This is a genomic window from Magnetococcales bacterium, assembly GCA_015232395.1.
Taxonomy (GTDB): Bacteria; Pseudomonadota; Magnetococcia; order Magnetococcales; family JADFZT01; genus JADFZT01.
Map to the genome: position 1 here is coordinate 16418 of JADFZT010000012.1, position 22647 is coordinate 39064.

Below are 22647 nucleotides of genomic sequence, written 5' to 3' on the forward strand. Positions count from 1 at the left end.
ATGCTACGCCTCCTTCCGGTTTTTAGGGGACTTGGGCTTATCCTTGATTTTATCCAGCCGCTGGCGGAATTCTGCCAATCGATCCGTCAACTGGGAGCTTTCCTGCTGGGCCGCCCAAAAAACATCGATACGTTCTTGATCCGTCCTACCAAAGAGGCGGGGCTCCCGTAGCCCGGAAATCCGATCCAGGGTGATGTGGTTGCCAAAGCGGAAATAACAATCCCCATCCCGACAGCCGGTAACCAGCACACCGTCAATTCCTTTGCGAATTGAAAAGTCGAGGAACGATGGCGGCAACATGGCCGTACACGGCAGCCGTACCACAGCAACTTCTGATGTCTCCAGAGGCATGGGATCCGCCGCAAAATCACAACCGACGACGAGAATCCGATCTTTTCCGCTCAAGGCTGCAATCTTGTCAGTCACCTCCTTGCGCAACGCCTCAGCTGAATAGTGGGGCATCTCAATGCCGGTAAGCAGCCGACCTTTGGATTGACGATAGGGGTTGGAAGAGGTGCAGGCCCCCATGCAGATGCCGCAGGAGGTGCATAAGGAGGCACTGACTGTCGGTTCCAGGAGAAACTTGCGACCATCGCTTCTGGGCTGCATCGTCACCGCACCATAGGGACAGTCCACTCCGCATTGACCGCAGCCGTTACAATAATCCAAATCCACTTCAGCGATCGGTTCGGGTTTTTTCCGTGGCATCCAGGGAAGCATCATCAGGAAGAAAGTGACTCCAGTGGGGATTCCCCAAGCCCAGGCTGGGCCCAGAATGTCAGAAACCGGGTAAATGTTGAGATAAAACCAGTCGAGTTGCAAGACCGTCGGAGCCAGAGAAAGATCTGCTGGACCGTGGCTCACAGCGGGTTTGACCAGGGACAAAACCAACAAGGCCACCATCGATCCCCAAGCAAGTACCTTGGGGGGGTTGAAATCGATGTGGCTGATACGACTGACGTGGGTCCAGAGGAGAAATACCAGAGCCACCGGAAAGCCCAGAAGATGCAGGAAGGCCATGAGGGTGAAAAAGCGGTCGGAAACCTGGTCGCCGATAAAATTGAGGGCCATGGAGCCCAGGGTGATGGGCAGCCAGTCAATCATCTCCGCTGTGACGACGGCAATATATTGGGCCAACATGTCCCACACCAGCCAGTAGCCGGAAATCCCCAACAGCACCACCAACCACAAGGTCGGCACACCGGTAATCCAGGAAAACCAGCGCACACCCCGGTAGCGATCCCGGAAAAATTCTCGGAACATGTGCAAAAAGATGGTAATGACCGCCGCATCCGAGGCATACCGATGCAGGCTACGCATGATCCCCGCCAGCCACCACTGGTCGTGGGTCATATACTCCACAGAATTGAAAGCGTGATCCACACGGGTTTCAAAAAAGATAAAAACGTAGATCCCGCTGACAAGTACGACCCAAAAAAAGAAAAATGTCAGGGATCCAAGGTGATAGAAGGGATTAAGATGATTGCCGAAGGTGCGGTTGAACCACCCTTCCAGCCGGAGAAAGAGGGCATCGCCCGCTTTGCGAATGGGTCTCAAGAATTGGGTCTCCTCGGGGGTGGCTTCCGTTCCGTGTTATGCTTCCAGACTTTTATGGACAGGTTATAAATGAAACAGTTTCAGCTTTTTCTAAAATAGTTGGCCCGGCGCACTTCACGAAAGAGCCAAATGCCAGTAATCAGGATGATGGTGCCACCGATAAACATGCCCACAAAAAATGAATATTCAAATTTGTAGGCGTCCAGGGTGGGGTCGTAGACGGTGCAAAAAAAACGAAAACGCCGAATCATGTCATCCAGAATCGGTTCATCTTCCGAAACCGGGCGACCCAGGATCAATCCCTTCAGGGGTTCCACCAGGCTGGGAACGTCAAAGATCTCCCCGTAGACCTGACGGAAAATGATGCCTTCCTGGTCTACAACGGTCGCTTGAACAATGTGGTCGAATCCCCTGGGGCTGCGTATATAGGAAAATCCCAGCTCCCGGGTGAGGTTTTTGATGGTTTCAGCATCGGTGGAGAGAAAATGCCAACGGGGATCGGAGATCTGCTGCTGACGGGCAAAGGTGGTCATGGCCGCTGGGGTATCAACACGGGTATCGAAACCGATGGTGACGACGCTAAAGGTCTCTTCACCCAAGGCCTCCCGGGCGTTTTGCACCACTTCATCCAGATAGCGGGAGGTCACCGAGCAGACATGGTAGCAGCTGGAATAGACCAGACTGATAATGAGGGGTTTGCCCCGGAAAGAGGCCAAGGCGCGCTTACGTCCCTTGCGATCCTTGAATATATGGTTGGAAACTTTGCTTCCAATCACCTCCCGGCTCAGACGAAAGGCCTCTTTGGCGTCGAAATCGGGCGCGGCTGGTTGGAACAGAGGTGGAAAAACGGTTTTTTCACCGGGGACTGTATTCGTTGACCCAGGGGCTTGCTCAATCCCCGCCCAAGCGTCGTCCGGTGGCAGAAGCCAGATAAAAACAGCCCACACGACAAACAGCGTCGTCAGGCCAAAAAGCCGACCGGATCGCTGTAAGGAGTGGAGGCTGGAGGGATGATTGGGGTGTGCTGTGGTTGTCAAATAGGAAGCCACTGATCCGCCAGGACCGCGCTCAACAGTAACATGAGTTGTACCAGAGAGGCGCGAAAGTTGGACATCGCCAAGGCAGGTCCCGGGTTAAAGGCGAGCTGCAGGCTTTTGGCCAGAAAATATCCCCCCCCCAAAAGCGCACCAGCCAGATAGATCCAGCCCATACCGTAGTAGAAGGGAACCACCGAAGCAGCTACCAAGAGAGCTGTGTTGGAGAGGATGGCCCGGGAGGCGACCTTCTCTCCAGCCACCACCGGCAGCATGGGGATGTGGGCCGAGACATACTGGGGCTTGAGTGCAATGGCCAAGCTCCAGAAATGGGATGGCGTCCAGAGAAAGAGCACAAAGGCGAGTGCAATGGGGAGCGGTGAAAAAACCGGGTCCACCACCGCAGCACCAGCCAAAACCGCAAAGCTGCCTGCCAAACCGCCGATGACGATGTTGAGCCAAGTACGGCGTTTGAGCCATATGGTGTAGACCACACCGTAGAAAAAGGCCCCGAGAAAGACATGTAGTGCTGAGGTTGCATTGATGTAGTACCACACCAACCCAACCGGCATCACTGTCAGAAACAGAAAGAGCGCCAACCACCAGGGGGAGTAGGGTAGGGCACCCGTCACAAAGGGCCGTCCCTGGGTTCGATCCATGACGGAGTCGATATCCCGGTCGTAATAGTGGTTAAGGCCACCAGCTGCACCGGCAGAGAGAATGATCGCCATAGCAAGCAGCAGGGTTTGCCACGTTTCGGGCGCAGGTCCCGGTGTGATGGCAAGCCCCACAAGGGCTGTGAAAACCATGGCTACGCCGATACGTAGCTTAAAGAGGGTCAAGATATTTTTAGCCAAGGTACCCATCGCTCAAGGAAGTATGCCAGGCGAAAAAAAATGTTAAATAGATCAAAGGGTTCCAAACATAAAAAAGAAAAAAATCTATAAAAAGAGTGCCTGAGAAAAATCAGGGTGATGCCTTTAGGAGAAACCCCCATGTTGGGGTGGATCTGACGATCCACCCCAACATGGTGAAGAGGGTACCTTAGCCCATGGGCCAGAGGGAAGCCAGATATTTGGCGTTGATGAAGAAGTAGATGACAAAGCTGACCAGGAAGACCAGGGCCAGGACGAAGGTACCAGGGGCACCGTGGTCGCCGCTACCGTGGGTTTCCACCGGAGTCCGCTCCAGGAGGTCGGGCTTTTCAACAGTGTAGCTGGAGGTGTTCAGAGGCATGCCGAAGCTTTGCAGCAGACCAGCGTTGGGATCCAGCTTTTTACCGAAGACCAGGGAGCCCACTGCGATGAGGCAGAAAGCGCCGCCGCCAACCGCAGCCAGGATACCGCCGATGCCGGAGAGACCCATCATGGTGATGGCGGTTCCAGCAAACTCAAACTGCAGAGCTGCATCGGCAAAGCTTACATCCCAGTGCCGCCGGGGAAGACCCAGGGTACCTGCACCCAGCATGAAGAGAATCAGACCGAGCATGCCAGCAGTGAAAATGTAGGGCTGCCATTTGGCCAGACCAGGCAGGATCAGCTGACGACGGAAGAGCACCGGAATCAGGAAGTAGGTGATCGCCATGAAGGCCAGGGTGGTACCCACCGCAACCGTCGCATGGAAGTGACCCGGTACAAAGATGGTGTTGTGGATGATCAGGTTGATCTGCTCAGTCCCCATCACCACACCGGTGATGCCGCCAATGAAGCCGAAGACGATCAGGGAGAGGAACATGCCCGAAAAGACAGGGTTTTCCCAAGGGGCTTTGCGCAACCATTCAAACATGCCGTTGGTGTAGCCCTTCTTCCGTTGAGCCACCTCAATGGAGCCAGGAACCGTGAGGCCGTGGATCATGGAGGCGAGCACCGCCAGATACATGGCGTAGGAAGTGTTGAAAATCTTCCAGGTGGAGCTGACGCCCGGGTCAACCAGGAGATGGTGAGCCGAAGCGAGTTGCAGGAAGAGAATGTACAGCAGAAAGGCGGTACGGCTGACCTTCTCGGACATGGGCTTGGCGCCGAAAACGATGGCGGCAATGGCATACCAGACAGCCACGTGAGCTGACACGTTGATCTGCTGGGAAGAGTGGCCCAGAGCCCACCAGATGGTGCGATAGATCAGCGGATCAATGTTGGGAATGAGACCTATGGACCAGAGGAAGGTGGGAATCAGAATCACCGCGCCATGGAGAATGGTCATAATGGCGATGATGCAAGCCACCAGTGCGCCGAAAACCACCAGAGGAACCGATCCCTCATAGGTGTTTTCCCGCTTGGCGATCATCAGCGTCGCCAAGAAGATAAAACAGCCGATCAGTGCGCCCACGGCAAAGAGAATCAGACCCAGGTAGAAGATGGGTTCTGCCGGCATGGGCACGTAGGAGGTGAACATCACACTGGAGTTGCCCCGGAAAAAGGCGGCCGTGGTCAGGATCGACCCGCCCAGCATGAGAAGGAACCCCAACCAGCCGAAGCCGGGAGATGCCGGTCTCACCCTGAGAAGGGTGGTCGAGGCAAAATAGAGGACCGCAATCTCAAAAAAGATGATCCAGAATATGAGAATGTTGGTACCGTGAATCGACAGGGCCAGATAGAAGGTTTCCGCATCCAGCAGATGAACGGTGGGCATCCGGGTCAGCATGACCAAGAGACCGAAGATCCCGCCCATCAGCAGGAATACTACGCCCATGACCGCGTGAGCCTTCATCAAAGACTCTGCGCTCCGGTGAAAAAAGAGCCCGGAGTCCGGACACTTTCTGAACATGTTTGCCATGATTAATTCCTTAGCCTCCCCGACTTATTTGACAATGATCTTACCGAGCATGGTGTGATGTCCCACGCCGCAGTATTCGTTGCAGACAACCCCAAATTCTCCGGTTTCGTTCGGGGTGATGGTAATCACCGTCGAGTAGCCGGGAAGAATCTGCAGGTTCATGTTGATGGGCTGCAGGGAGAACCCATGCTGCCAGTCCAAGGAAGAGAGGTGCAGACGATAGCTCTGATCCTTTTGGAGTTCAAGAATGGGATACCACTCCCAGAGCCGGCCCAGCATGTAGATGTCGCTGCCGGGGGGGGGAGCTACCACGGGAATTTCAGCCGCAGACTCGGTGCGCACGGTGTGAGCTTGCACCATCTCTTCGGTCTTGGCTTCAAAGGCTTCAGCAGTGATTTTGTAAGCTTCGTTGGAAAGATTTTGCTTACCAACAATGTGCCAGTAGGGCATCCACAGGAAGAGAATCAGACACCAGACAAGTGAGATTCCAATCCACACGGCTTCGACCTTGTCGATCGGTTGATGCCACCAGATTTTTTGTGAGGGAGGTGTGATTGCCATTTTGTTTCTTTCCCCTTTCTCAACCCTTATTGGGCAACCGGAATCATGACGATTTCAATAATGCCCCAGATTGTATAGAACACTGTGGGCATCAGGACTCCCAGCAAGAGGAGAAGAATAGGATTGTCCAGCAGACGTTGCATGGCTGGGATCTCCTCTTCCGAGCCGGCGCCCGGGTTGTCCGTGTTTTGCATGTTTGCCTCCCTCGTTTCATTTCGTATGTGTGTGCTGATTTAGGATTAGGTCGATACGCATAGTATATTATATGGACACTGCTGCTAAAAAAATTGACATGGGTCAATTGCCCTGTCTTTTTTGTCGTAACTTGGGTCAAACGCCACAGTATATTGTGTTTTAGCATGACAGAAAGCCGGCCTTATAACACAATAAACAAGAGCAATTACGGTCGGCGACCGACCGTTCAACCAAAAGGCGACCCTGTCCAACAGCGGGATCATAACCGGACTCGAAACGGTTTTCCAGGGGGGGAGAGCAAGGCAGACAGAAGATTATCAGAATGAAGAATAATCAGCCTGATCCAACCTCACTCCCGATCAAGGCTTCCACCACCGCACACCAGCCATTGGCAATGTTTTCAGTGTTGTAGCCGCCACCGCCCACAGCCATTACCCGCCCATGACCGATTTTTTCAGCGATCCGACAGAGGCTGGCTGCGGCATGGGCATGGGCTGCCGGGGAAAAACGCATGTGGGTGATAGGGTCGCCAGCGATGGAATCCGCACCACACTGAAGCAGAAAAAATTCTGGCTGGGCCTCTTCCAGGTATCGTTCCACCTTGGGCCACTCTTGAAAAAAAACCGAGTCGTCAGCATCAGGTGGCAGGGGAATGTTGAGCTTGGTCCCCTGGGCAGCCCCCTGGCCGGTCTCATAGGCGTGGCCGGTACCGGGGTAGAGAAAGCGACCATCCGCGTGGAGGTCGGCAAAGATCAGGTCGGGATCGGATTCAAAGGCATAAAAAACCCCGTCCCCGTGGTGGGCGTCGATATCAATATAGGCCACTCGCCGAATATCGTGACGCTCTCTCAAAGCGGCAATGGTGACACCGCAGTCGTTGAAAACACAAAACCCTCCCGCTCGTTCCGGGCGGGCGTGGTGGAGACCGGCAATGGGGATAAACGCCCGCCGACAGGTTCCAGACAGAATGGATTCCATGGCATCCAGGGCAGAGCCGACCACATGGGCCGTGGCTTCATAGACCCCCTGAAAGGCCGGGGTGTCGCCATAATCCAAAAAGCCGTCGCCGGTGAGGGACTGGCGACGCACTTGATCCACATATTCGGGCGTGTGAAAGAGTTCGATGATATCCTGAAGAGCCATGACCGGATCGCATACCTTGACCCGGTTGGGGATGCCGCGGCGGATGGCTTCATCCCAAAAAGCACCCATGCGATGGGGGCCGAAGGGATGACCGTTACCAAAACCGTAGCGGGCGATCTCCTCTCCCACATAGACGCGAACCGTATCATTCATGGCTGATTGTCGGTCAACGAATCATGACCACCTTCTGATAGAGACCGCCGAAATAGGTGACCTTGTCGACACTTTGCAGCTCGACGCCATCAGGTACCCACTCGGTGATTTCGTGATTCCAAACATCCATGGCAAACGGTTCCAGAGACTTCAGAATCGGCACCATGAGGTAACGGAACGGACTCGTTCCTTTGGGGCGATGATAATCGACAAAGATGATCTTGCCACCGGGACGGGTCACCCGCAGGGCTTCGGATATGCTCTTGACCCGGGCGGCGGTGGGTTGTTCGTGGAGCAGAAAAAAGAGCACCACCTGATCGAAGGTGCCATCTTCGAATTCCAGTTGAGTGGAATCCTGGTGGTTGAGAAAAATATTGCGGGAGCCCTGAATTTTGCAGCTCAGATTTTTAAGCTGTACCGGGGCGACATCCACTACATCCAGGCGTCCATCCCGACCCAGGCACTGGCCCAGAAGCGGTGTGAAGTCACCGTAGACACAGGCTACCTGCAAGGTGCGTCCAGAGGCCCGTTCTTTGGCTTCAGTCAGGGCTGCGTCCCTCAGACGGGAATAGTTGCCCCATAAAATCAGGTTGACGAGCCACTGCCGCTCAAAAAAACGAACCCCTTTCGGGTGCAAATAGGCCCACCAATAGGTCTGTTCCAGATAGTCGGGAACACCAAGCTCTGGAGAGATCCGGATAGTCGGAAAGCCTGGCTCCGTCGTGCCGTCGGACTCCTTGTTCACAGGAGCGTAAGAGGCGGACGAATCAACCGTGGTGAGTTTATCCATAGAGGTAACCCCGTTTCCATTTTAGTGCCGAAATTCCATCCATGAATTCCAGGGAAAAAAGCCGAACCACGGTAATGGAGTTGATTGGACGTCACAAGTGAAAATGTGCCACAAACAAAGGCTGATGGCGGGAATAATACGCCTTATTTAGCCGTTTTTGTATGGATAAAACGCGACTTGCAATAATTATTGGACCTGATAATGCCCCGGAGAAAAGGGGGATTCACCCCTGTTTTTTGTCAAAAAGGGGTGTTCTTCTTTTGATGATTGGGTATTTCAAGGTGAGGGTAGGGATGAGGCTTGGAAGAGAGAGAAGGGCAAAAGAGGCGCTTGATAGGCGCTGAAAAAGATAAAAAAAGCCTGCCATCAACCCCGCTCTTGGCCCCCGGCCTGCCAACCCTCATCCAAAATCCCGATCCCTGTGATAGGGGACGACAATTCGTCAGAAGTTGGCCCATGACGGTCCAAAACAGGTGGTTGACGGCAGGCTCCGGATAGCTGATCCGTCCGCCTTCATCCAAAGGGCTTATTTGCCCGCCGCTTCCTTGGCAAACATACCGACGGCCTTGTTCATGTTTTTGAGCAGGGGCAGGTTGGTGTTGGCCAGTTTTTTGAGCTTATCGGCGGAAAAGGAAGTGGTTTTGGGGTCAGCTCCTTCAGCCACGACCGGTTTGAAATCATCCCACAGGCCCTGCACCACGCCCAGCTGACCGCGAATCTCCTGATTTTTGGTTCCAGGCAGATCCAGAGTGGAATCACCATCCTGGAGTCCCTTAAGGGTCCGCTCAAAGAGGGAATAGGTTTCCAGCAGGTTGAGCTTGTTGTTTTCCGTCTCATGGCCGTAGGCCACCATGAGATATTCCTTGCTCATTTTTTGGGTGAGCATCCGCTGCTTACCCGCCAGGTTGATGGTGACAGCCAAGCTCGGGTCGGCTTTGAGACCGGCTTTGGCGGCATCTTTTTCATAGAGCTTGACGCACTTGTTCATGTTTTTGAGCAGAGGGAGATTTTGGGCGGCGATGGCGGCTACCTGATCCTTGGAGACGGTGCCGGAGCTGATGATTTCTTGAACAGGCTTGTTGAACTCTTTCCAGAGCTTTTCAACTTTGCCCAACTGCTTGAGAATGCGCTTGCTCTCAGTGGGAGGAAGCTTGAGTTCAGCGCTGCCATCACGGAGCCCCTTCAGGGTTTTGTCAAACAGGTCGGCCGTGCCCTTGAGGTTTTTGAGGTTGGCATCGGTATCCACTCCCAACGCCACCAGCATCACCTCCTTGCTCATTTTTTGGGTCAGCATCCGCTGCTTGCCCGAGAGGTTGAGAACGGTGCCGTACTGAGCTGCTGTGGGGCCTCCGGCCTGGGAAACAGCAGGCAGAAGCAGGAGGGTGGTCAGGAAGAGCGCGACCAAGGTCACGATCCGGCTGGTGGGGAATGGCTTTGCTACCATAATAAATGCTCCCTTCTTTGGGTGATGGAACGGACCCTCAGGCCCGAATAGACAAACAGTTTCCCCTCTTTGGATGGTTCCCAGAGCCACACCCTTCCCAGGAGGTTTCCCGTGGCCTGCTTCCAGCCGCCGCAACGCTTTTTCAAGCGGAATAAACGGATTGATTCAGCACCTGGGCGTTTTTGTTCCCAAGGTGAATAAAACAGGAGATGATTTTAAGCCAATCACACCCTTGTGCTTTTCTGGTCAGTGGTGTCAGGGGGTGGCTGGGATCTCCTTAAAAACTTTTGAATTCAGCGTCATCCCTACCATCATCCCTACCACTGCTCCCATCATCCTGCCACTCATCTTCAGGTGGTGGGCGTTGTGCGGGTGTATCCGGCTGGTCGAGGGGAACGGGTAAAAAATCGGCGTCGGTATCACCTCCCCCTTGGGCCTGGGCAAAGGGAATCAACCCTTCGGCTTTCAGGTCTTCCATCTCCCCAAAGCAGTCCACGCAGAAGAGATCCACGGTCTCTTTGAGGCGGGAGGATTGGTCGGCCAGTTCATTGCCGGTGTTGGCCATGGAATCGGAGGCGATGGTGTTTTTCTGAATCACCTGATCCAGCTCCTGAAGGGCCTTGTTGATCTGCTGAGTTCCGGTATTTTGTTCGCTGCTGGCCGCAGCAATCTCTTGCACCAATCCCGAGGTTTTTTGGATATCCGGGACCAGTTCCGCCAGTTGCGTGCCTGCTGTTTCGGCGATATTGACGCTGGAGGCGGAGAGCTGGGTGATCTCTCCGGCGGCCACCTGACTGCGTTCGGCAAGCTTGCGCACTTCCGCAGCGACCACAGCGAACCCTTTGCCGTGTTCCCCGGCCCGGGCGGCCTCAATGGCGGCGTTCAAGGCGAGGAGATTGGTTTGGCGGGCGATCTCTTCAATGATGGAAATCTTGCCAGCGATCTCCTTCATCGCATCCACGGCTTTAGCCACGGCTTCACCACAGGATTCGGCGGATTTGGCAGCCTTGGCGGCGATCACTTCAGTCTGCTGGGCGTTGTCGGTGTTGTGTCGAATGGAGTCGCTCATCTCCTCCATGGCTGAGGAGGTCTCTTCCACTGAGGCGGACTGTTGGGAGGCATCCTTGAGGATTCCCTGGGCAGCCGTTTGCACCTCAAAGCTTCCCTGGACGACGGGGGTGGAGGCTTGGGAGACGTTGCGGATGATGTCGCGGATTCTGCCCACAGCGGAGTTGAGGCTGCGAGCCATGTGACCGATTTCATCCTGGCGGCCTTCCATATCCAAGACATAGGTAAAATTGCCTTCCCCCAGCACCTTGGCAAAGGTGACCGACTGTTCCAGGGGTTTGGTAATCATTCGGGCAAAAAGCAGGGCAGTGCCGAGGATGATCAGGATGAACACCCCCAGGATCGAGGCGATGATGTTGCGATTGTTGCCGATGGTTGCGCCGAAGCCGCTGGAGAGATCCTGAATTTGGGTGTTGGCCTGGCTCATCTCCTGGCTGAGTGCCTTGCCTTCATTCAGCTCTGAGGAGAGATTTTTCAGGCCATCCACTTCCAGGGCGATCCCTTCGGTGAATGATTTCATCTCCTTGACGGCTGCGGAGAGACCGATCAACGCCTCCCGTTTCATCCCCTCCTGGACATCGCTTACCTCGTCGGCGATCTCCTCCATCATTTCTTGGGGTTCCCCCTCGGGAAGCTCATCATAGAACTCTTCGACCGTCTCGGTCAGCTCGGTGAGGGTTTCGGAAAGATTTTTGATTTTCCGCTCGGTAATTTTCAACCGCTGATTGGTCTGGGTGATCCCTTCGGCAATATTGGCAAACCGAATCGACGTTTCCGAAAGTCCGCTGTCTGCTGCGCTGATACGGCTTTCGGCCTGTTGGGCATTTTGTACTCCGCTGGCCGCTTGGTTGAGAATCATCTCAAAGCCGGCATCCAGGCGGTTGAAAAAATAGACGGTAAGTGCCAGAACGAGTCCCAGTAGCAGGCTCATCAGCACTCCGTTGCCAATGAGTTTGTGCTTGATGGTCATAATTGATCCCCAGAGGAGCTGAGCGGCTGGAAGGGTGGTGGTGAGGCCCTTCTTCTGTTTTGTTTTTGAGGCCACCAAAATGAATGCCTCAACCGCTAGAGTGCTACAATCTAGACCACCAGCCAAGCCCAATAATTTGATCGGGGTTAATTTTTATGACAACGTGACAATTATCTCAATCACTCCTCTTGAAAGGATACCGCTTCAGCCATCTTCCCAGCTGTTTCCAGGCCGCTTTTTGATATCATTCCTTCCAGACAGGGTTTCGTTATTTCATGGATCCGGATTTTTTTTCAACCTGAATCCGCCCAAGCTACCCTCTTCCAAACCCACCCCCTTTTCCTGGCTCCTCTCTTTCGATACCCTCCCTCCTAAACATCAAGCTGATTTGGACAGGATGCTCCGACGATATGTTTACCAAGGGTTATCTCACCATCCCTGATCTTCTCACCCGGGAGAGCGAAACGCTTTTGATCGACACCCGGGGGGTCGAGGATTTTGAACCGGCCATTCCCGGCTCCAAAACCATCTATATCCTGAAATTATTGGATCGGGTGAAGGAGTTTGAGAAGCGCTATGATCAGGTGCTCCGAAATCGAATGCTGCTCCTCTACTGTAGCAACGAAAATGGCAGCAAAATGGTCCGGGATAAATTTTCCCGGCGCTATGAAGTCCGCTATCTCAAGGGGGGGATGGTGGGTTATCTGGAGGCCGTCACCCGGCTGTTGGGGGAGCATCCCTATGAGAACCCCCAAACCCGGGAGGAGACACAGCTCAAACTTCTCCAGGCCCTCACCAACCGAAAAACCCCCTTCAAAACCTTTCGCAACATTGCCACCCATCTCATCCGATCCAACCCCGGCTTTTTAAAATCATAGGGTTGCACGATGGGGCCTCCTTTGCGGCCTGATGTTTTTGCTTCGGGGAGGGGTTATCCCCGGCAGCTGCCTGAGTTGCTGGGAAAGGCGATGACGCCGGGTATCGACCGGCCATCTGCCAGAACCCCTTTGACCACCACTTGGGATCCCTGCATCACATAGTGGGCTTCGATATGACGGGATTTGGAAAAAGAGTCCCCCACCAAAGCTGATAATCCTCCCAGCAGAGCTGCATCAAAAATTCGCGGAAAGATTCGCACCACTCTCCCCGCTGAAATCCCGTGGCGGTTGCGGATTGTCCGGGCTTCGGAGCGCTCCCCAGGTGCCAGCCCGTTGAGGGATTGGCGGATAAAGGCGCTGTAGCGGTCCGGATCGATCTGCCAGGGGGTGCCCGATGTCGAGCCTTGTTTGGTATAGAGCCCGCTGCCGGTCATCACCGCGATGCGCATGCCGTAGCAGCGGCCCAGTATCTGCCCCAGACGTTCTTTTTGGGTGGAGCTGTTGGGCCAGGCGATCTCGATGGCGGGTCCGGAACCGTGTTCCAGGAGTCGCAACAGGGTGCGTCCAGCGACTGTTTCAGCTGAGCGGTGGGTCACCTGAATGGTTCGGGTGGGGGGGGATGGGGTCGGTTTTGGCGGTGAGGAGTGCACCTCTCTGGGTTGAACGGGTGTGAGGGGCTTGAGGGGCTGGGTAGTTGGGGTGGTGTCGGCCCGGGTAGCGGCTGATTTCCGAGGAGCAAGGGGCTCCCGTTCTTTTAATGCTGGTGGGGTTGATGGCGTGGATTTTACCTTTAGAGGGGTGAGGGGTGCCCTCTGATAGGGTGGCGGGGGCTCTTGGGTTGCCAATGGTTTTTTTGCAGCAGCCAGGGGGGTGATGGTGCTGGTGGTGGCGGTCGTGGGGGTGGGGATCTCCTCCCGGGGTTTCAAGGCGGTGATCTCCAGGTGTTTTTCTGCTTTGAGGCTCACCTTGGCTTGGCGCGGCTTGAGGGGGGCGATTTTTTCCACGGTAGCGGTTTGGGTTTCAGGGGTAGCAGCCCTTTCGGTTGCACGCAGGGGTTGGATCTCCTGCACCGGTGGCGAGGCTGGCTCCGAAGGCTTGGGAGCATCCAGGGTGGCGGCATTGGCTCGGCTTGGCTGGGCGTGATCAATCGGCTTGGCACGTTCAGCCGGGGGAGGGGGAAGAGAGACCATCTCCATGCGGGCGGGATCCATCATTGGATTTGGGGTGGATTCCTGCTGGCGTGTGGCGCTGGGCTCCAGGGTGGCTGGGGGGGTGATATTCTTCGCGGGCTCTGTCACCGAAGGGGTGGGCTCTGCTATTGGCTCGGGCCGTTTTGGCGCAGTTTGGGATTGAATCAGGATCATCAGACCGATCAGCAATGGAGCCAGGGGGGCCAGACGATTGATCATGGGGGTGGCGGTCATGGCTTGCTCGCTCCAGGGTGAATGAATGGTCGTGATGTGATCAGGAGGAATTCTCTAAGGAGATCATGAGAGGCCGAAGGGGATTCCTCCTATGTAATGGGTGCGCTTTGGGAAACCGTGAGAAAAAAGCATTGAAGACTTACTCAATGGTATTTTTCAGATAGAGCAGCTCCATCTCCTGAGCCAGGGCATAAAGCTCCTGACGCCGCTCCCGGGGGGTCATGAAACTTTCCCCTTCAGCGATGCCGATCACGGGCTGGGTGGGGGTGGGAGAGACATATTCAGCGATCACCCCATTGTCAGCAATCAACTGTTCAACCTCCCTTTCCCCCAGCACTTCCGCCCGGCGTTGGGTCACCGCCGGATCCATATCGTCCATGGGCAAGGCGGCCTTGGCGGTGGGAGGAGGGCGACGGGTACGGGGTTGGCTTCGAGGTTGAGTGCGGGGCTTGGCGCGGATTTGGGGCGTGGGCGTGGGGATGGCTTCCGCTTCCATCAGCGCCGGGCTCTCTTCTTGCGTCTCATCAGTCAGGGCTGTTTCTTCCACCATTGTCGGTTTGGGATCAGCCATCCCACCATGGGATTCTTTGCTGGAGAGAGGCTCGCCAAAACCCTCGGTCGGTTTGGTCAGCGTACGGGAATAGGCCGGGTTTCCAGCCAGCACCGGCTGGGGCGTGACATCCCGCTCTTCAAAGTGATGGGGGGTCGCTTCAGGCTCTTGCCCCTGATCAAAACTTGAGAAAGCATCTCCGGAGTTAGTTTGATCTGCTTCGGGGAAGGTGCGAGAGAGATTTTCCAGCACCTCCTGCTCGACACTTTCAGCCATTTTTTGGACCTGGGTCACGGTGGCTTTGGCTTGATCGGGGCGACCGGTCATCTCTGGATGGTTGGTGAAGAGATAAAAAATGGCATAGCCGACGATGGCGTTGAAGAGAATGAATCTCATGAGAGTTCCCCTTGCCGGGCTTCTTGGGGCACCCGGAAGTGTCGTTGATTATGGGCGTGGGTGACCATCAGCAAGGCTCGGAGTACCGCTGAGACCGGTAGTCCCACCACGGTGGTCATGAAGGCCATGGAAAAATGATCGGTCAGCTCCGAGATGATCCCCTGAACGGTTTGAGGGGTGAGTTCCTGCCCCGCCAGGGAGCCGATACCGAGGCTGATGCCGAGCAGGGTATAGGTCAGCGCCAGGGTGGTGATGCCGTTGGCCGCCTGCAATCCCGCTTCCACCCACACCTGATCGTTACGCGCCTCTTCACTCGTGGGCAAAATCCGCACCCAGCAAAAGAGGGTGATGAAGATCAGGGTGGCCATCAGCACGATAAACAGGGAGCCGAATACCCGCTGCAACCAGCCGGTGATTTCTGCCACCCCCATGGAGGAGACCATGGTCGTTGCGGCCAGGAGCACGATGCCCCCTCCCAGGAGATAGCTCAGGGTGGCGCTTCCGGTGTGCAGGGTCTTCAGGGTTTGGGGTTGCAGTGGCAGGCGCATTACCGTCTCCCGGAGCGGGCGTTCATGATGGCGTGGCTGGAGAGGCCCAGCTGCTCCATCCAGTGGTCGATGATCAGCCGATCCTTTTCCAGAGCGGCGTGAACCAGAAAGGTGAGATCATAATTTTCAAAGGCGGTGCGTACTGTCGGCGTGCTGGCGCTGGCGGCACCTTTATCCCGCCACACCAGCCGCTCCAAGCTCGCCAGGCGTCGGGCTGATTCATCCGCCTTGTCCCGACGCTCCTGGGCGGTCATATCCGGGGCGAGCCAGGTGGTGATCAACATCGACCGTTCCCGCTCCATGTTTTCCAGAGTACCGGATTTTGCAGGGGTGGCGGTGGTGATGAATCCCATTGCCAGGAAGGCTGCGATCAATAAATGTCGTTTGCTTTTCATGGTTCGATTCCTTGTCCTGTCCGGTCTGAGAAGGGCTCGCTGAAGGAGCTTTCCCTACTGACGGTTTTAATGATCAGTGGCTGATGAAGAGATCCACCATGGAGGTGACACTTTCCGATTCGATGACATCGCTGTCGGCGAATTCGGCATCGTTGACCTCTTCGGCCAGGGACATGGCATCCAGTGCCACGAGTTTGGCCATGTAGCCGAGAATGGTCTCTTCCTGATCCACCAGGGCATTTTCGGTTTCGCTGTCGGCGATCAGCTGACGGAGATAGCCTTTTTTATCCATCCCCTGACCGTTGATGTCGCTCTCGGAGCCCATGGGGTGGTCGTTGATGGCGGTGACCAGGCGTTCGATGGCGGTTATGTTTTTTTGATATTCCCGACCATAGCGCCCCTGTTCGGCTTGTGGGTTGGGGCCAAACAGCTTGAGGTCCACTTTGGTGACCGAATTTTCAAACCGCTCCCGGACCTCTTTTTGCCGCTCGGCGATGTCAAACCCGATTTCGCCATTTTGGTTCGCCTTGCGGTTGACCTTTTTCAGGACATCCTCATAGACGCGGATGGCGGTTCGGACCCGCTTGCGGCGTAGATCCAGGCGGCTGTTCATCATGCCCAGAAAGGCCCGTTTTTCCGCCAGGAGTTGATGTTTGAGTTCGGTGCGAACCTCCCCCTCGGACTGCTCGACGGCGGCTTTGAGGTCGTTCAGGGTTTGGTTTTTCAGCCTGATCTGGGAATCCATGTCGCTGATGGCCAGGGCCAGCTTGGAGCCGCTGAAATCCTGATCCACCGCCTTTTTGAGATAATTGGCCGGGAGCTTGATCAGACGTTCGCTCAGGTTTGGCCGCCAACTCGATTCATTGAGTGGCTTGTTGCTGGCGGCAGCTGGTGTGGCCTGGCAGAGAGTCAGGCTCAACAAGGCGGCGGCTGCCAGGCGTGTCAGAGGCCGATGGAAACGGTCCCCGGTAGTGGCGTTCTTCATGGTGATGCCCTTTCCTTCGGCTGGGGGTCAGTTCCGGGACCAGTAGTCCACCCGACGGATTTCGTCTTTCAACGGCTCCGGGGCGTTCAACAGGGTATAGTTGGGAAACTCATTGGGTTTGGTCTGGCTGATGAGGATTTTCATGCTGTCGGTGAAGGAGGAGCCGTCGGTAAAGTAAAGATCATTACCGTCGAAGGCCTCTTCAAAGCGCTGCACATTGGCGGCGGCGGTGGCCAGATCCCCCCCCTTGATATAGTTGACGATACCCAGCGCATAGGCCCGCATGCGCTCTTCCTGGCTCAAACCCGCCACCTGGGGCCCCAAATCCGCTTCACACCGCTCCAGCAGTCGGGCACTGGCCAGCCAGCGGGCCTGGGAGCCGGTGGTTCGGGCTTGGCTATCCAGATCAAGGGCCTGATCCCGGCAATCCCGGAACGACTGCATCGCCCCGATTTCGGCAAAGCGGGCTTGTCGATAGCCGATCCCTTCCGGGGGAGATTCAGCCAGCAGATTGGCGTTGCATCCGGTCAACACCATCAAAGCCGCAGCCATGAGCGTACGGCGACCCCAGTGATGGGGGGAAAAACGGGTTTTGGTTGTCTTGTTCATTCCAGCCTCCTTTGGTGATTCGTTAGGGAGGGCTATGAAAGGGGTGGGGCGTTTTTTTGCGAAGGAAGCCGAAAAAAAGTGGGAGAGGAGAAAAAAATGGGTTTGGGTGATCAGAAATTTCCAAATGATGGCAGGGTGTTAGGGTTTTTGGAATAGCATGGCAAAGGGATGAACCTGTAGGATGCGGTGAGCAACGCGAACCGCATCAATTAAGACGGATGTGCCATTCTAATCTGGAATGAGTATAAAGATATGGCTTGGTTCCAGGGAGGAAAATAGGGGGACAACATCAGCCCAGTAGAATCAGCCCAGCAGAAAACTGGCAATAACCTTACGGCCAGATGGGGCGGGGAGGGGGGCGCTCCTGCTGACGCCGGGGAGGACGGTTGTTGCCTCGGGGGCGGTTGAAGGCTGGATCCCTGGAGGGGGGATCGAAGTGGGAGTGGTTGCGACCATATTCTGAGCTGAAATCAGGCTCCGGGGTGGGTTCGGGGGTGATATGGATGTGCAAGGGGGCCTCCTCCCCATCCTCTCCATCCTGCCAATCCCCATCGTGATCATCCTCTTCCCAGCCATCCTCATCACCGCTCCCCCAGTCGTTGTGGTCGTCCCACCCGCCAGCATCATCACCAGGCCATGCACCCTCGTTTTCCACTTCCGGATCCAACAAAGCCATGGCCGAGGTCTCTTCATTTTCCGGATCGAAACGGTCTGAATAAACCGATGCAGCACGCTTCAGATCTGTTTCGGGGTCGAAGCCGTTGGCCGTGGCATAGACCATATAAGCCCTCTCCAGATAGGACTCCGCATCTCCAAATCGCTGCTCATCCTGGGCCTTTTCAGCCATGGCGATATAACGATCCACTATTTGGGCCATGCCCAGCTTGGCAGTCGCTTGGTTGGGATCCAGGGCCAACACCTCCTGGAAACGGTCGAAGGCGCTGCCCCCGACCGGCTTGGTCAAGCGCTTGGCAGCCATATCCGCTTCGGCTTGGCTGAGGAGTTGGGCGATTTGTTGAGCGGGCTTAAGGGTAGCGCCAGAGACTGGTTCAGGGAGTAGAATCACAGCTTGGCTGGATGACTCCGGTGAGTCTGGTGGGGCTATCTCAATTGGTGCAATGGCTGCTGCAATGGCCGCCAGATTGGTTGGGCTCGTTTGTTCCGAAGGGAGAGGGGCAGGTGTTGATGGTTCTGTTTGTTGGGAGGCTGTGGTAACGGTTTCAGCTGACTCTTCTGCCTGCCTGTTCGGGGATTGGGCAGGAGGATTTTCGGTAGCTGTCACCGGTTGGGGTTCAGGCAGGGTGTTGGCCGGGGGTGGGGGCAGCGTGGATTTGGCCAGGGCCATCGAAGGGGGCTCTATCGTCAGGGTGTGGGGGGCCCAGACAATGGTGACCCCTGCCTTTTCAGCTTGAGCGCGAATGTCATTCCAGCCGGGGGTGCCGGGTTGGATGTCGTTTTGGCGCATCTCTCCAGAAAGCCACTCCAGCACTTCGGTGACGGGTTGATGGGCTGCGGCCACCAAAATGGCTTGGGATTTGGTTTGGGCATCTTCAACAGGAGGTGACAACGCCAGGGGGAGAGTAGCTTCCTCTTGGTTGGCAATCAGCTGATCAGCGGAAAAGTGGGGGGGATCAAGCTGACTGGCAGCCTCTGCAACCTCTCCAAAGAGCCCCACCCGCAGATGCACGGGCGCTCCGGATTGGCTGACCTGATAGGTGATGCCGCAGAGCCCTGCCTGGGGGGAGTCCTGAAAGCGCCCCGCTTCGGTCACCCCGATGGGATGTTGTTGGGTTTTCTCCAAAGAATCCGGGCAGGGATTGTCGGGGGAAATGCGCTTTTCGGTGGCGGTCAATGCCAAACGATTGGGTTGGGGGCGAAATCGAGCGAGAACAGTTTGATAGCTCGTCAAAAGCAGCTGGCAGGATTGGCAGGAGCCCTGCTCTACACTCTTGAAAGCAGCCTGAAGCGTAAGGAATTGCCCGGAGCGGCGCAGGCTTTCCCATTCCCCCACTCCTCCCATCCAGGAAGCTCCGGAGAGGGTGGCCAGCACCGCCATCCAAGCAGCTGCCTTCCATAATCCCAGTTTTTGTCCAGTCGCCGGGATTTTATTCGGCGTGTCGATATCAGCAGAAGGGCTTGGTGGCTGGATCGGGGGTGGTGGACTCTGGGAAGCCTTCTCCAGGGGCTCGGAGATTCCAGAAAGAGTTTCGTCACCCTCAAAAATCGGTTCGGTTCGTTGTGAAAGGAATGCGTTGGCATCTGTAAGCGCCTGACTCGATTCGGCCAGCGGTTCGATGGTCTCATCCAGAGGGCCGTTGGCCGCGGCTGCGGGGGTGGTGGCGAGTAGAGAAGCGGGCAACACCCCAGCCGCTACCGTAGGAGCTACCGAAGGCGCTTCCCCCGGCAAGGTCATATCCAGCACGCCCAACGCTTCGGATACGTGGTTGACGCCCACCACCTGATCCCGGCCAACCCCCATCTCAGCCAATAGATTCCAGTCGAGTTCCCGGGCATTGGCTTCCGGCAGGATCAACAGGCTTTGGATGCCGGTTTCCTGCCACTCCTGGAAGAGTTGCCGGGAGGCGGCGAGTTTTTCCGGGATATGGCTGACCGGGCGTACTTCCAGATCCCGATCCACCTCACCGCTCATCCAGACAGCTCGCTGAGCGCTCTCCCGGGGGCTGGCCAGAAGCTTTTTTTCATGCAGGGCGTGGGCGGTGAAAATTCCCAACTGCCAGCTGGCTCCCCCGGTGATGCGGGTGGTGAGATCCACCCGAAAGGTGGGGTGACCGAACTGTTTTTCGATGATTCCCGTAGGCTTGCGGACAAAGGCATCATATCCACCACTGATGGGCAGGGCTTCCGTGGTGCGGTTGAGGCACACCACCGAGCGGACCAGGGGATCCTCTTCGGCAATGCGCTCCACCTGGGAGGGGCCGTCCGTAGTGGGGATATGGACCTGGGTCGGTTTCAATGGAGAAAAATCTCCGTTTCTATTCGCCGTATGGCTTGCACCAGGGGCGAGTCGCTATCGGCCAGCAGCTGCACCACCCCCCCCAACGCTTCGGGCAGGGCTTGTTTGATCACCCCCAGCTCCGGGTGAATCAGGGTGATCGATTCCGGGTGGCGCAAAATGTGTTCCTCCAGGTGGATCAGGATATAGACTTGGCTCGATTCCACCCGGGAAGATTTGATCTCAATGACAAATCCTTTTTCCTTGCGCTTCGTCAATTCTCCCAGGGAGCTGGCAGCTGCCACACTGGGAAAATGACACACGGCTCGTTTTTGCAACAGTCGTTTCAGATCTTCCCGCAGGCGAGGGTTTTGCAGCAGCATCCGCGCCATTTTGGCATTTGGCCTGACTGTGGGAGTGGCCGCCAGCCGGTAGAGTTCCTGGAAAGTGACGGTTTCGTCACTGGCTGACTCCAGAGCCTGGCGGAGGTGATCCCTGTTGGAGAGGGCATCGAAGGCCCGCGTGAGCGCCGGATGACGATGAGAAGGCTCGGCTTGTCGGGCGTTGTTCATGAAGCGTCTCCGTATAGTAGGTGAAACTGGGCGCGAAAAAGTTTCAAATCATTTTTGAAGGGGGTTTCCCAACCCGATTGGGCCAGTTTTTGTAGCCGGTCGAGAAATTCACCCAGGGTGCGGTCGAGATCATTCAAGGCGGCAAGCCCTTGGGTAAATCCCTCAACCCGATCGGGTTGGTTCATCCCCGCCCCATCAAACCCCTGCCGGTTGAGGCTGCCGAAGGCTTTTTTGGCTGCAGAAGCCAGCTGGGCAGGCTCTTTTCCCACCTTATCCGTTTGGTCGAGAATGCTGAGAAAACGATTAACCACAAAAACCTGCCCTGAGGATTCGCCATCGCGGTCGGTCAATCCAGAAAAATCAAGCGCCAGGCTCGACCAGTCAAAATCAGGCAGCAGGGGGAGCAGATGATCGATGGCAGCCGGGCTTCTGTTTTGAATCAGGACGTGCAGCCCGGCCAGGCGTACCTTTTGGAGCTGATCACGCAGTTTTTTCAGCCGCTGATGCCGCTCTTCATAGGATTCCACCGGGCCGGTATCGATCAACCGTTGGCGCTCATCCCCACTGATTTTGCGCCGCAGGGCTTGGGTCAGGCGGGATTGAACCTCTTTGAATACCCCATCCCGGATCACCGAGAGGGGCACTTGGCGGCTCGCTTCGGTGACCTCCAGAAGGGCGGATAAAAAATCGTGTTCCCGCTGGGTGAAAAATTTGATCTCATCAGCCGGGGCTTCGTTCAGTAGCTCCAAGGGGTTGGGACGGGAGGTGAGGCCATCCAGCCAGCGGTCGAGATTTTCGGTATCGGGCTCCACCTCCCCCAGTTCGTGGTTTTGACCGATGGCGTTGGCATGATCAAAACCCTGCCAGCTTTTGGCCCACACCAGGGATTGGATCAGGTTGGCGAAGGCTATGAAGACGGCATGGAAGGTCTTGAAATCTACTCCATCGTCACTTTTGGCGGTGGATTCACCCAGCCAAAAATCGACAATCGCCTGATCCGTTACCTCCTCCACAGCAAAATGCTCACCAGCAATCTCTTCCATGAAGGCTATGAGCCGGCGCAACTTGCGCTGATTTTGTGCCGAAGGGAGGTGCTCTCCCAGATAGGCGTAGAGCTTACGGGAGAGGGCGTCGGCGGTTTGGGAAACCCCTTTGCGGCTGGGGGGGGCGGAAAGCATTTTGCCAAACAGATCATCCAGCTCGCCATAGCCCAGAGCGGTCAATGAAAACTCCAACAGCGCCGAAAGCACCGGCATCCGCCCAAAGGTGACCGTAAAAGCGCCATCGGGGTAGGTCAGCGCCAAGCCGTTGGGGAGGAAGGTGACCTCAAGCCCTGGCGGGGTGTTGAACAATCGTGATGTCAAATAGTGCTTGAAGTGGCCGGGGCGGGCGGAACCGCTTTCCCAAAAGAGCCCTTCATAACGCGTTCCCCCTTCCACCAGCCGAGCGATTTGGATCAAATGGCCAAGTTCCAAAATGGCTGAGGCGTAGATGCGGCAGGTGATGAGTCGACCCAACTCCCGACAGGCAGCCGGGGTGAATTTGGGGCCGTCGGCAGCTTCCAGCTCTTCGATCCCCTTGAGCACGTTTCCCAGCTCTTGGGAGCGTCCGGATCGCAGCAGCAAGGATTCGGAGGAGGCAGCGTTCATG

General features: G+C 56.0%; 20 protein-coding genes. 1 reads left to right on the forward strand and 19 read right to left on the reverse strand.

Annotated features, from left to right (window positions below):
* Nucleotides 1–3: 3 nt before the first annotated feature.
* The 10 genes from HQL52_05445 to HQL52_05490 all read right to left on the reverse strand — a co-directional run bounded on the left by HQL52_05445 (nt 4) and on the right by HQL52_05490 (nt 11687).
* Nucleotides 4–1557, reverse strand: coding sequence for a hydrogenase iron-sulfur subunit (locus tag HQL52_05445; protein ID MBF0368888.1), 1554 nt, complete (start codon nt 1555–1557; stop codon nt 4–6).
* Nucleotides 1558–1637: 80 nt separating this feature from the next.
* Complete coding sequence (locus HQL52_05450) at nt 1638–2606, reverse strand: SCO family protein (protein ID MBF0368889.1); 969 nt, start codon at nt 2604–2606, stop codon at nt 1638–1640.
* Entirely contained in the window at nt 2591–3457 is an 867-nt protein-coding gene (cyoE, locus tag HQL52_05455; GenBank protein MBF0368890.1) for a protoheme IX farnesyltransferase, read from the reverse strand. Before cyoE ends, HQL52_05450 begins: the two co-directional genes overlap by 16 nt.
* 178 nt (nt 3458–3635) lie before the next feature.
* The gene (locus HQL52_05460) at nt 3636–5363 is read right to left on the reverse strand and encodes a cbb3-type cytochrome c oxidase subunit I (protein ID MBF0368891.1); all 1728 of its coding nucleotides are present in this window, start codon (nt 5361–5363) and stop codon (nt 3636–3638) included.
* 24 nt (nt 5364–5387) lie between these two features.
* Nucleotides 5388–5924, reverse strand: a complete 537-nt coding sequence (locus HQL52_05465; protein MBF0368892.1) for a cytochrome C oxidase subunit II — start codon at nt 5922–5924, stop codon at nt 5388–5390.
* Between the two features lie 26 nt (nt 5925–5950).
* The gene (locus HQL52_05470) at nt 5951–6118 is read right to left on the reverse strand and encodes a hypothetical protein (GenBank protein MBF0368893.1); all 168 of its coding nucleotides are present in this window, start codon (nt 6116–6118) and stop codon (nt 5951–5953) included.
* Between the two features lie 334 nt (nt 6119–6452).
* Nucleotides 6453–7415 carry an acetoin utilization protein AcuC gene (locus HQL52_05475; GenBank protein MBF0368894.1) on the reverse strand — a complete coding sequence of 321 codons (963 nt, stop codon included), beginning with the start codon at nt 7413–7415 and terminating at the stop codon, nt 6453–6455.
* Between the two features lie 13 nt (nt 7416–7428).
* A complete protein-coding gene (locus HQL52_05480; protein MBF0368895.1) occupies nt 7429–8205 on the reverse strand; it encodes a class I SAM-dependent methyltransferase in 777 nt (258 codons plus the stop codon).
* Nucleotides 8206–8731: 526 nt separating this feature from the next.
* Nucleotides 8732–9649: a type IV pili methyl-accepting chemotaxis transducer N-terminal domain-containing protein gene (locus HQL52_05485; protein MBF0368896.1), complete on the reverse strand. Its 918-nt coding sequence runs from the start codon at nt 9647–9649 to the stop codon at nt 8732–8734.
* Between the two features lie 277 nt (nt 9650–9926).
* Nucleotides 9927–11687: a HAMP domain-containing protein gene (locus HQL52_05490; GenBank protein ID MBF0368897.1), complete on the reverse strand. Its 1761-nt coding sequence runs from the start codon at nt 11685–11687 to the stop codon at nt 9927–9929.
* 410 nt (nt 11688–12097) lie between these two features.
* Between HQL52_05490 and HQL52_05495 the strand changes: the two genes are divergently transcribed.
* Complete coding sequence (locus tag HQL52_05495; GenBank protein MBF0368898.1) at nt 12098–12565, forward strand: rhodanese-like domain-containing protein; 468 nt, start codon at nt 12098–12100, stop codon at nt 12563–12565.
* Between the two features lie 53 nt (nt 12566–12618).
* On the opposite strand, the gene HQL52_05500 is transcribed toward HQL52_05495, so the two are convergent.
* From HQL52_05500 to HQL52_05540, 9 genes are all read right to left on the reverse strand, one after another.
* Nucleotides 12619–13989 carry a hypothetical protein gene (locus HQL52_05500; GenBank protein ID MBF0368899.1) on the reverse strand — a complete coding sequence of 457 codons (1371 nt, stop codon included), beginning with the start codon at nt 13987–13989 and terminating at the stop codon, nt 12619–12621.
* 139 nt (nt 13990–14128) lie between these two features.
* On the reverse strand, nt 14129–14935 hold the full coding sequence (locus HQL52_05505; GenBank protein MBF0368900.1) for a hypothetical protein: 807 nt from the start codon (nt 14933–14935) through the stop codon (nt 14129–14131).
* Complete coding sequence (locus tag HQL52_05510; GenBank protein MBF0368901.1) at nt 14932–15456, reverse strand: hypothetical protein; 525 nt, start codon at nt 15454–15456, stop codon at nt 14932–14934. Before HQL52_05510 ends, HQL52_05505 begins: the two co-directional genes overlap by 4 nt.
* 26 nt (nt 15457–15482) lie before the next feature.
* On the reverse strand, nt 15483–15878 hold the full coding sequence (locus HQL52_05515) for a hypothetical protein (protein MBF0368902.1): 396 nt from the start codon (nt 15876–15878) through the stop codon (nt 15483–15485).
* Nucleotides 15879–15951: 73 nt separating this feature from the next.
* Entirely contained in the window at nt 15952–16863 is a 912-nt protein-coding gene (locus HQL52_05520; protein MBF0368903.1) for a hypothetical protein, read from the reverse strand.
* 27 nt (nt 16864–16890) lie between these two features.
* Nucleotides 16891–17472 (reverse strand): hypothetical protein, encoded by a 582-nt coding sequence (locus HQL52_05525; GenBank protein ID MBF0368904.1) that lies wholly within the window; start codon nt 17470–17472, stop codon nt 16891–16893.
* A 331-nt stretch (nt 17473–17803) separates the two neighbouring features.
* The gene (locus HQL52_05530) at nt 17804–20446 is read right to left on the reverse strand and encodes a hypothetical protein (GenBank protein MBF0368905.1); all 2643 of its coding nucleotides are present in this window, start codon (nt 20444–20446) and stop codon (nt 17804–17806) included.
* Nucleotides 20443–20997, reverse strand: a complete 555-nt coding sequence (locus HQL52_05535) for a hypothetical protein (GenBank protein MBF0368906.1) — start codon at nt 20995–20997, stop codon at nt 20443–20445. The genes HQL52_05530 and HQL52_05535 overlap by 4 nt, the downstream gene beginning before the upstream one ends.
* Entirely contained in the window at nt 20994–22646 is a 1653-nt protein-coding gene (locus HQL52_05540) for a hypothetical protein (GenBank protein MBF0368907.1), read from the reverse strand. The genes HQL52_05535 and HQL52_05540 overlap by 4 nt, the downstream gene beginning before the upstream one ends.
* Nucleotide 22647 lies beyond the last annotated feature (1 nt).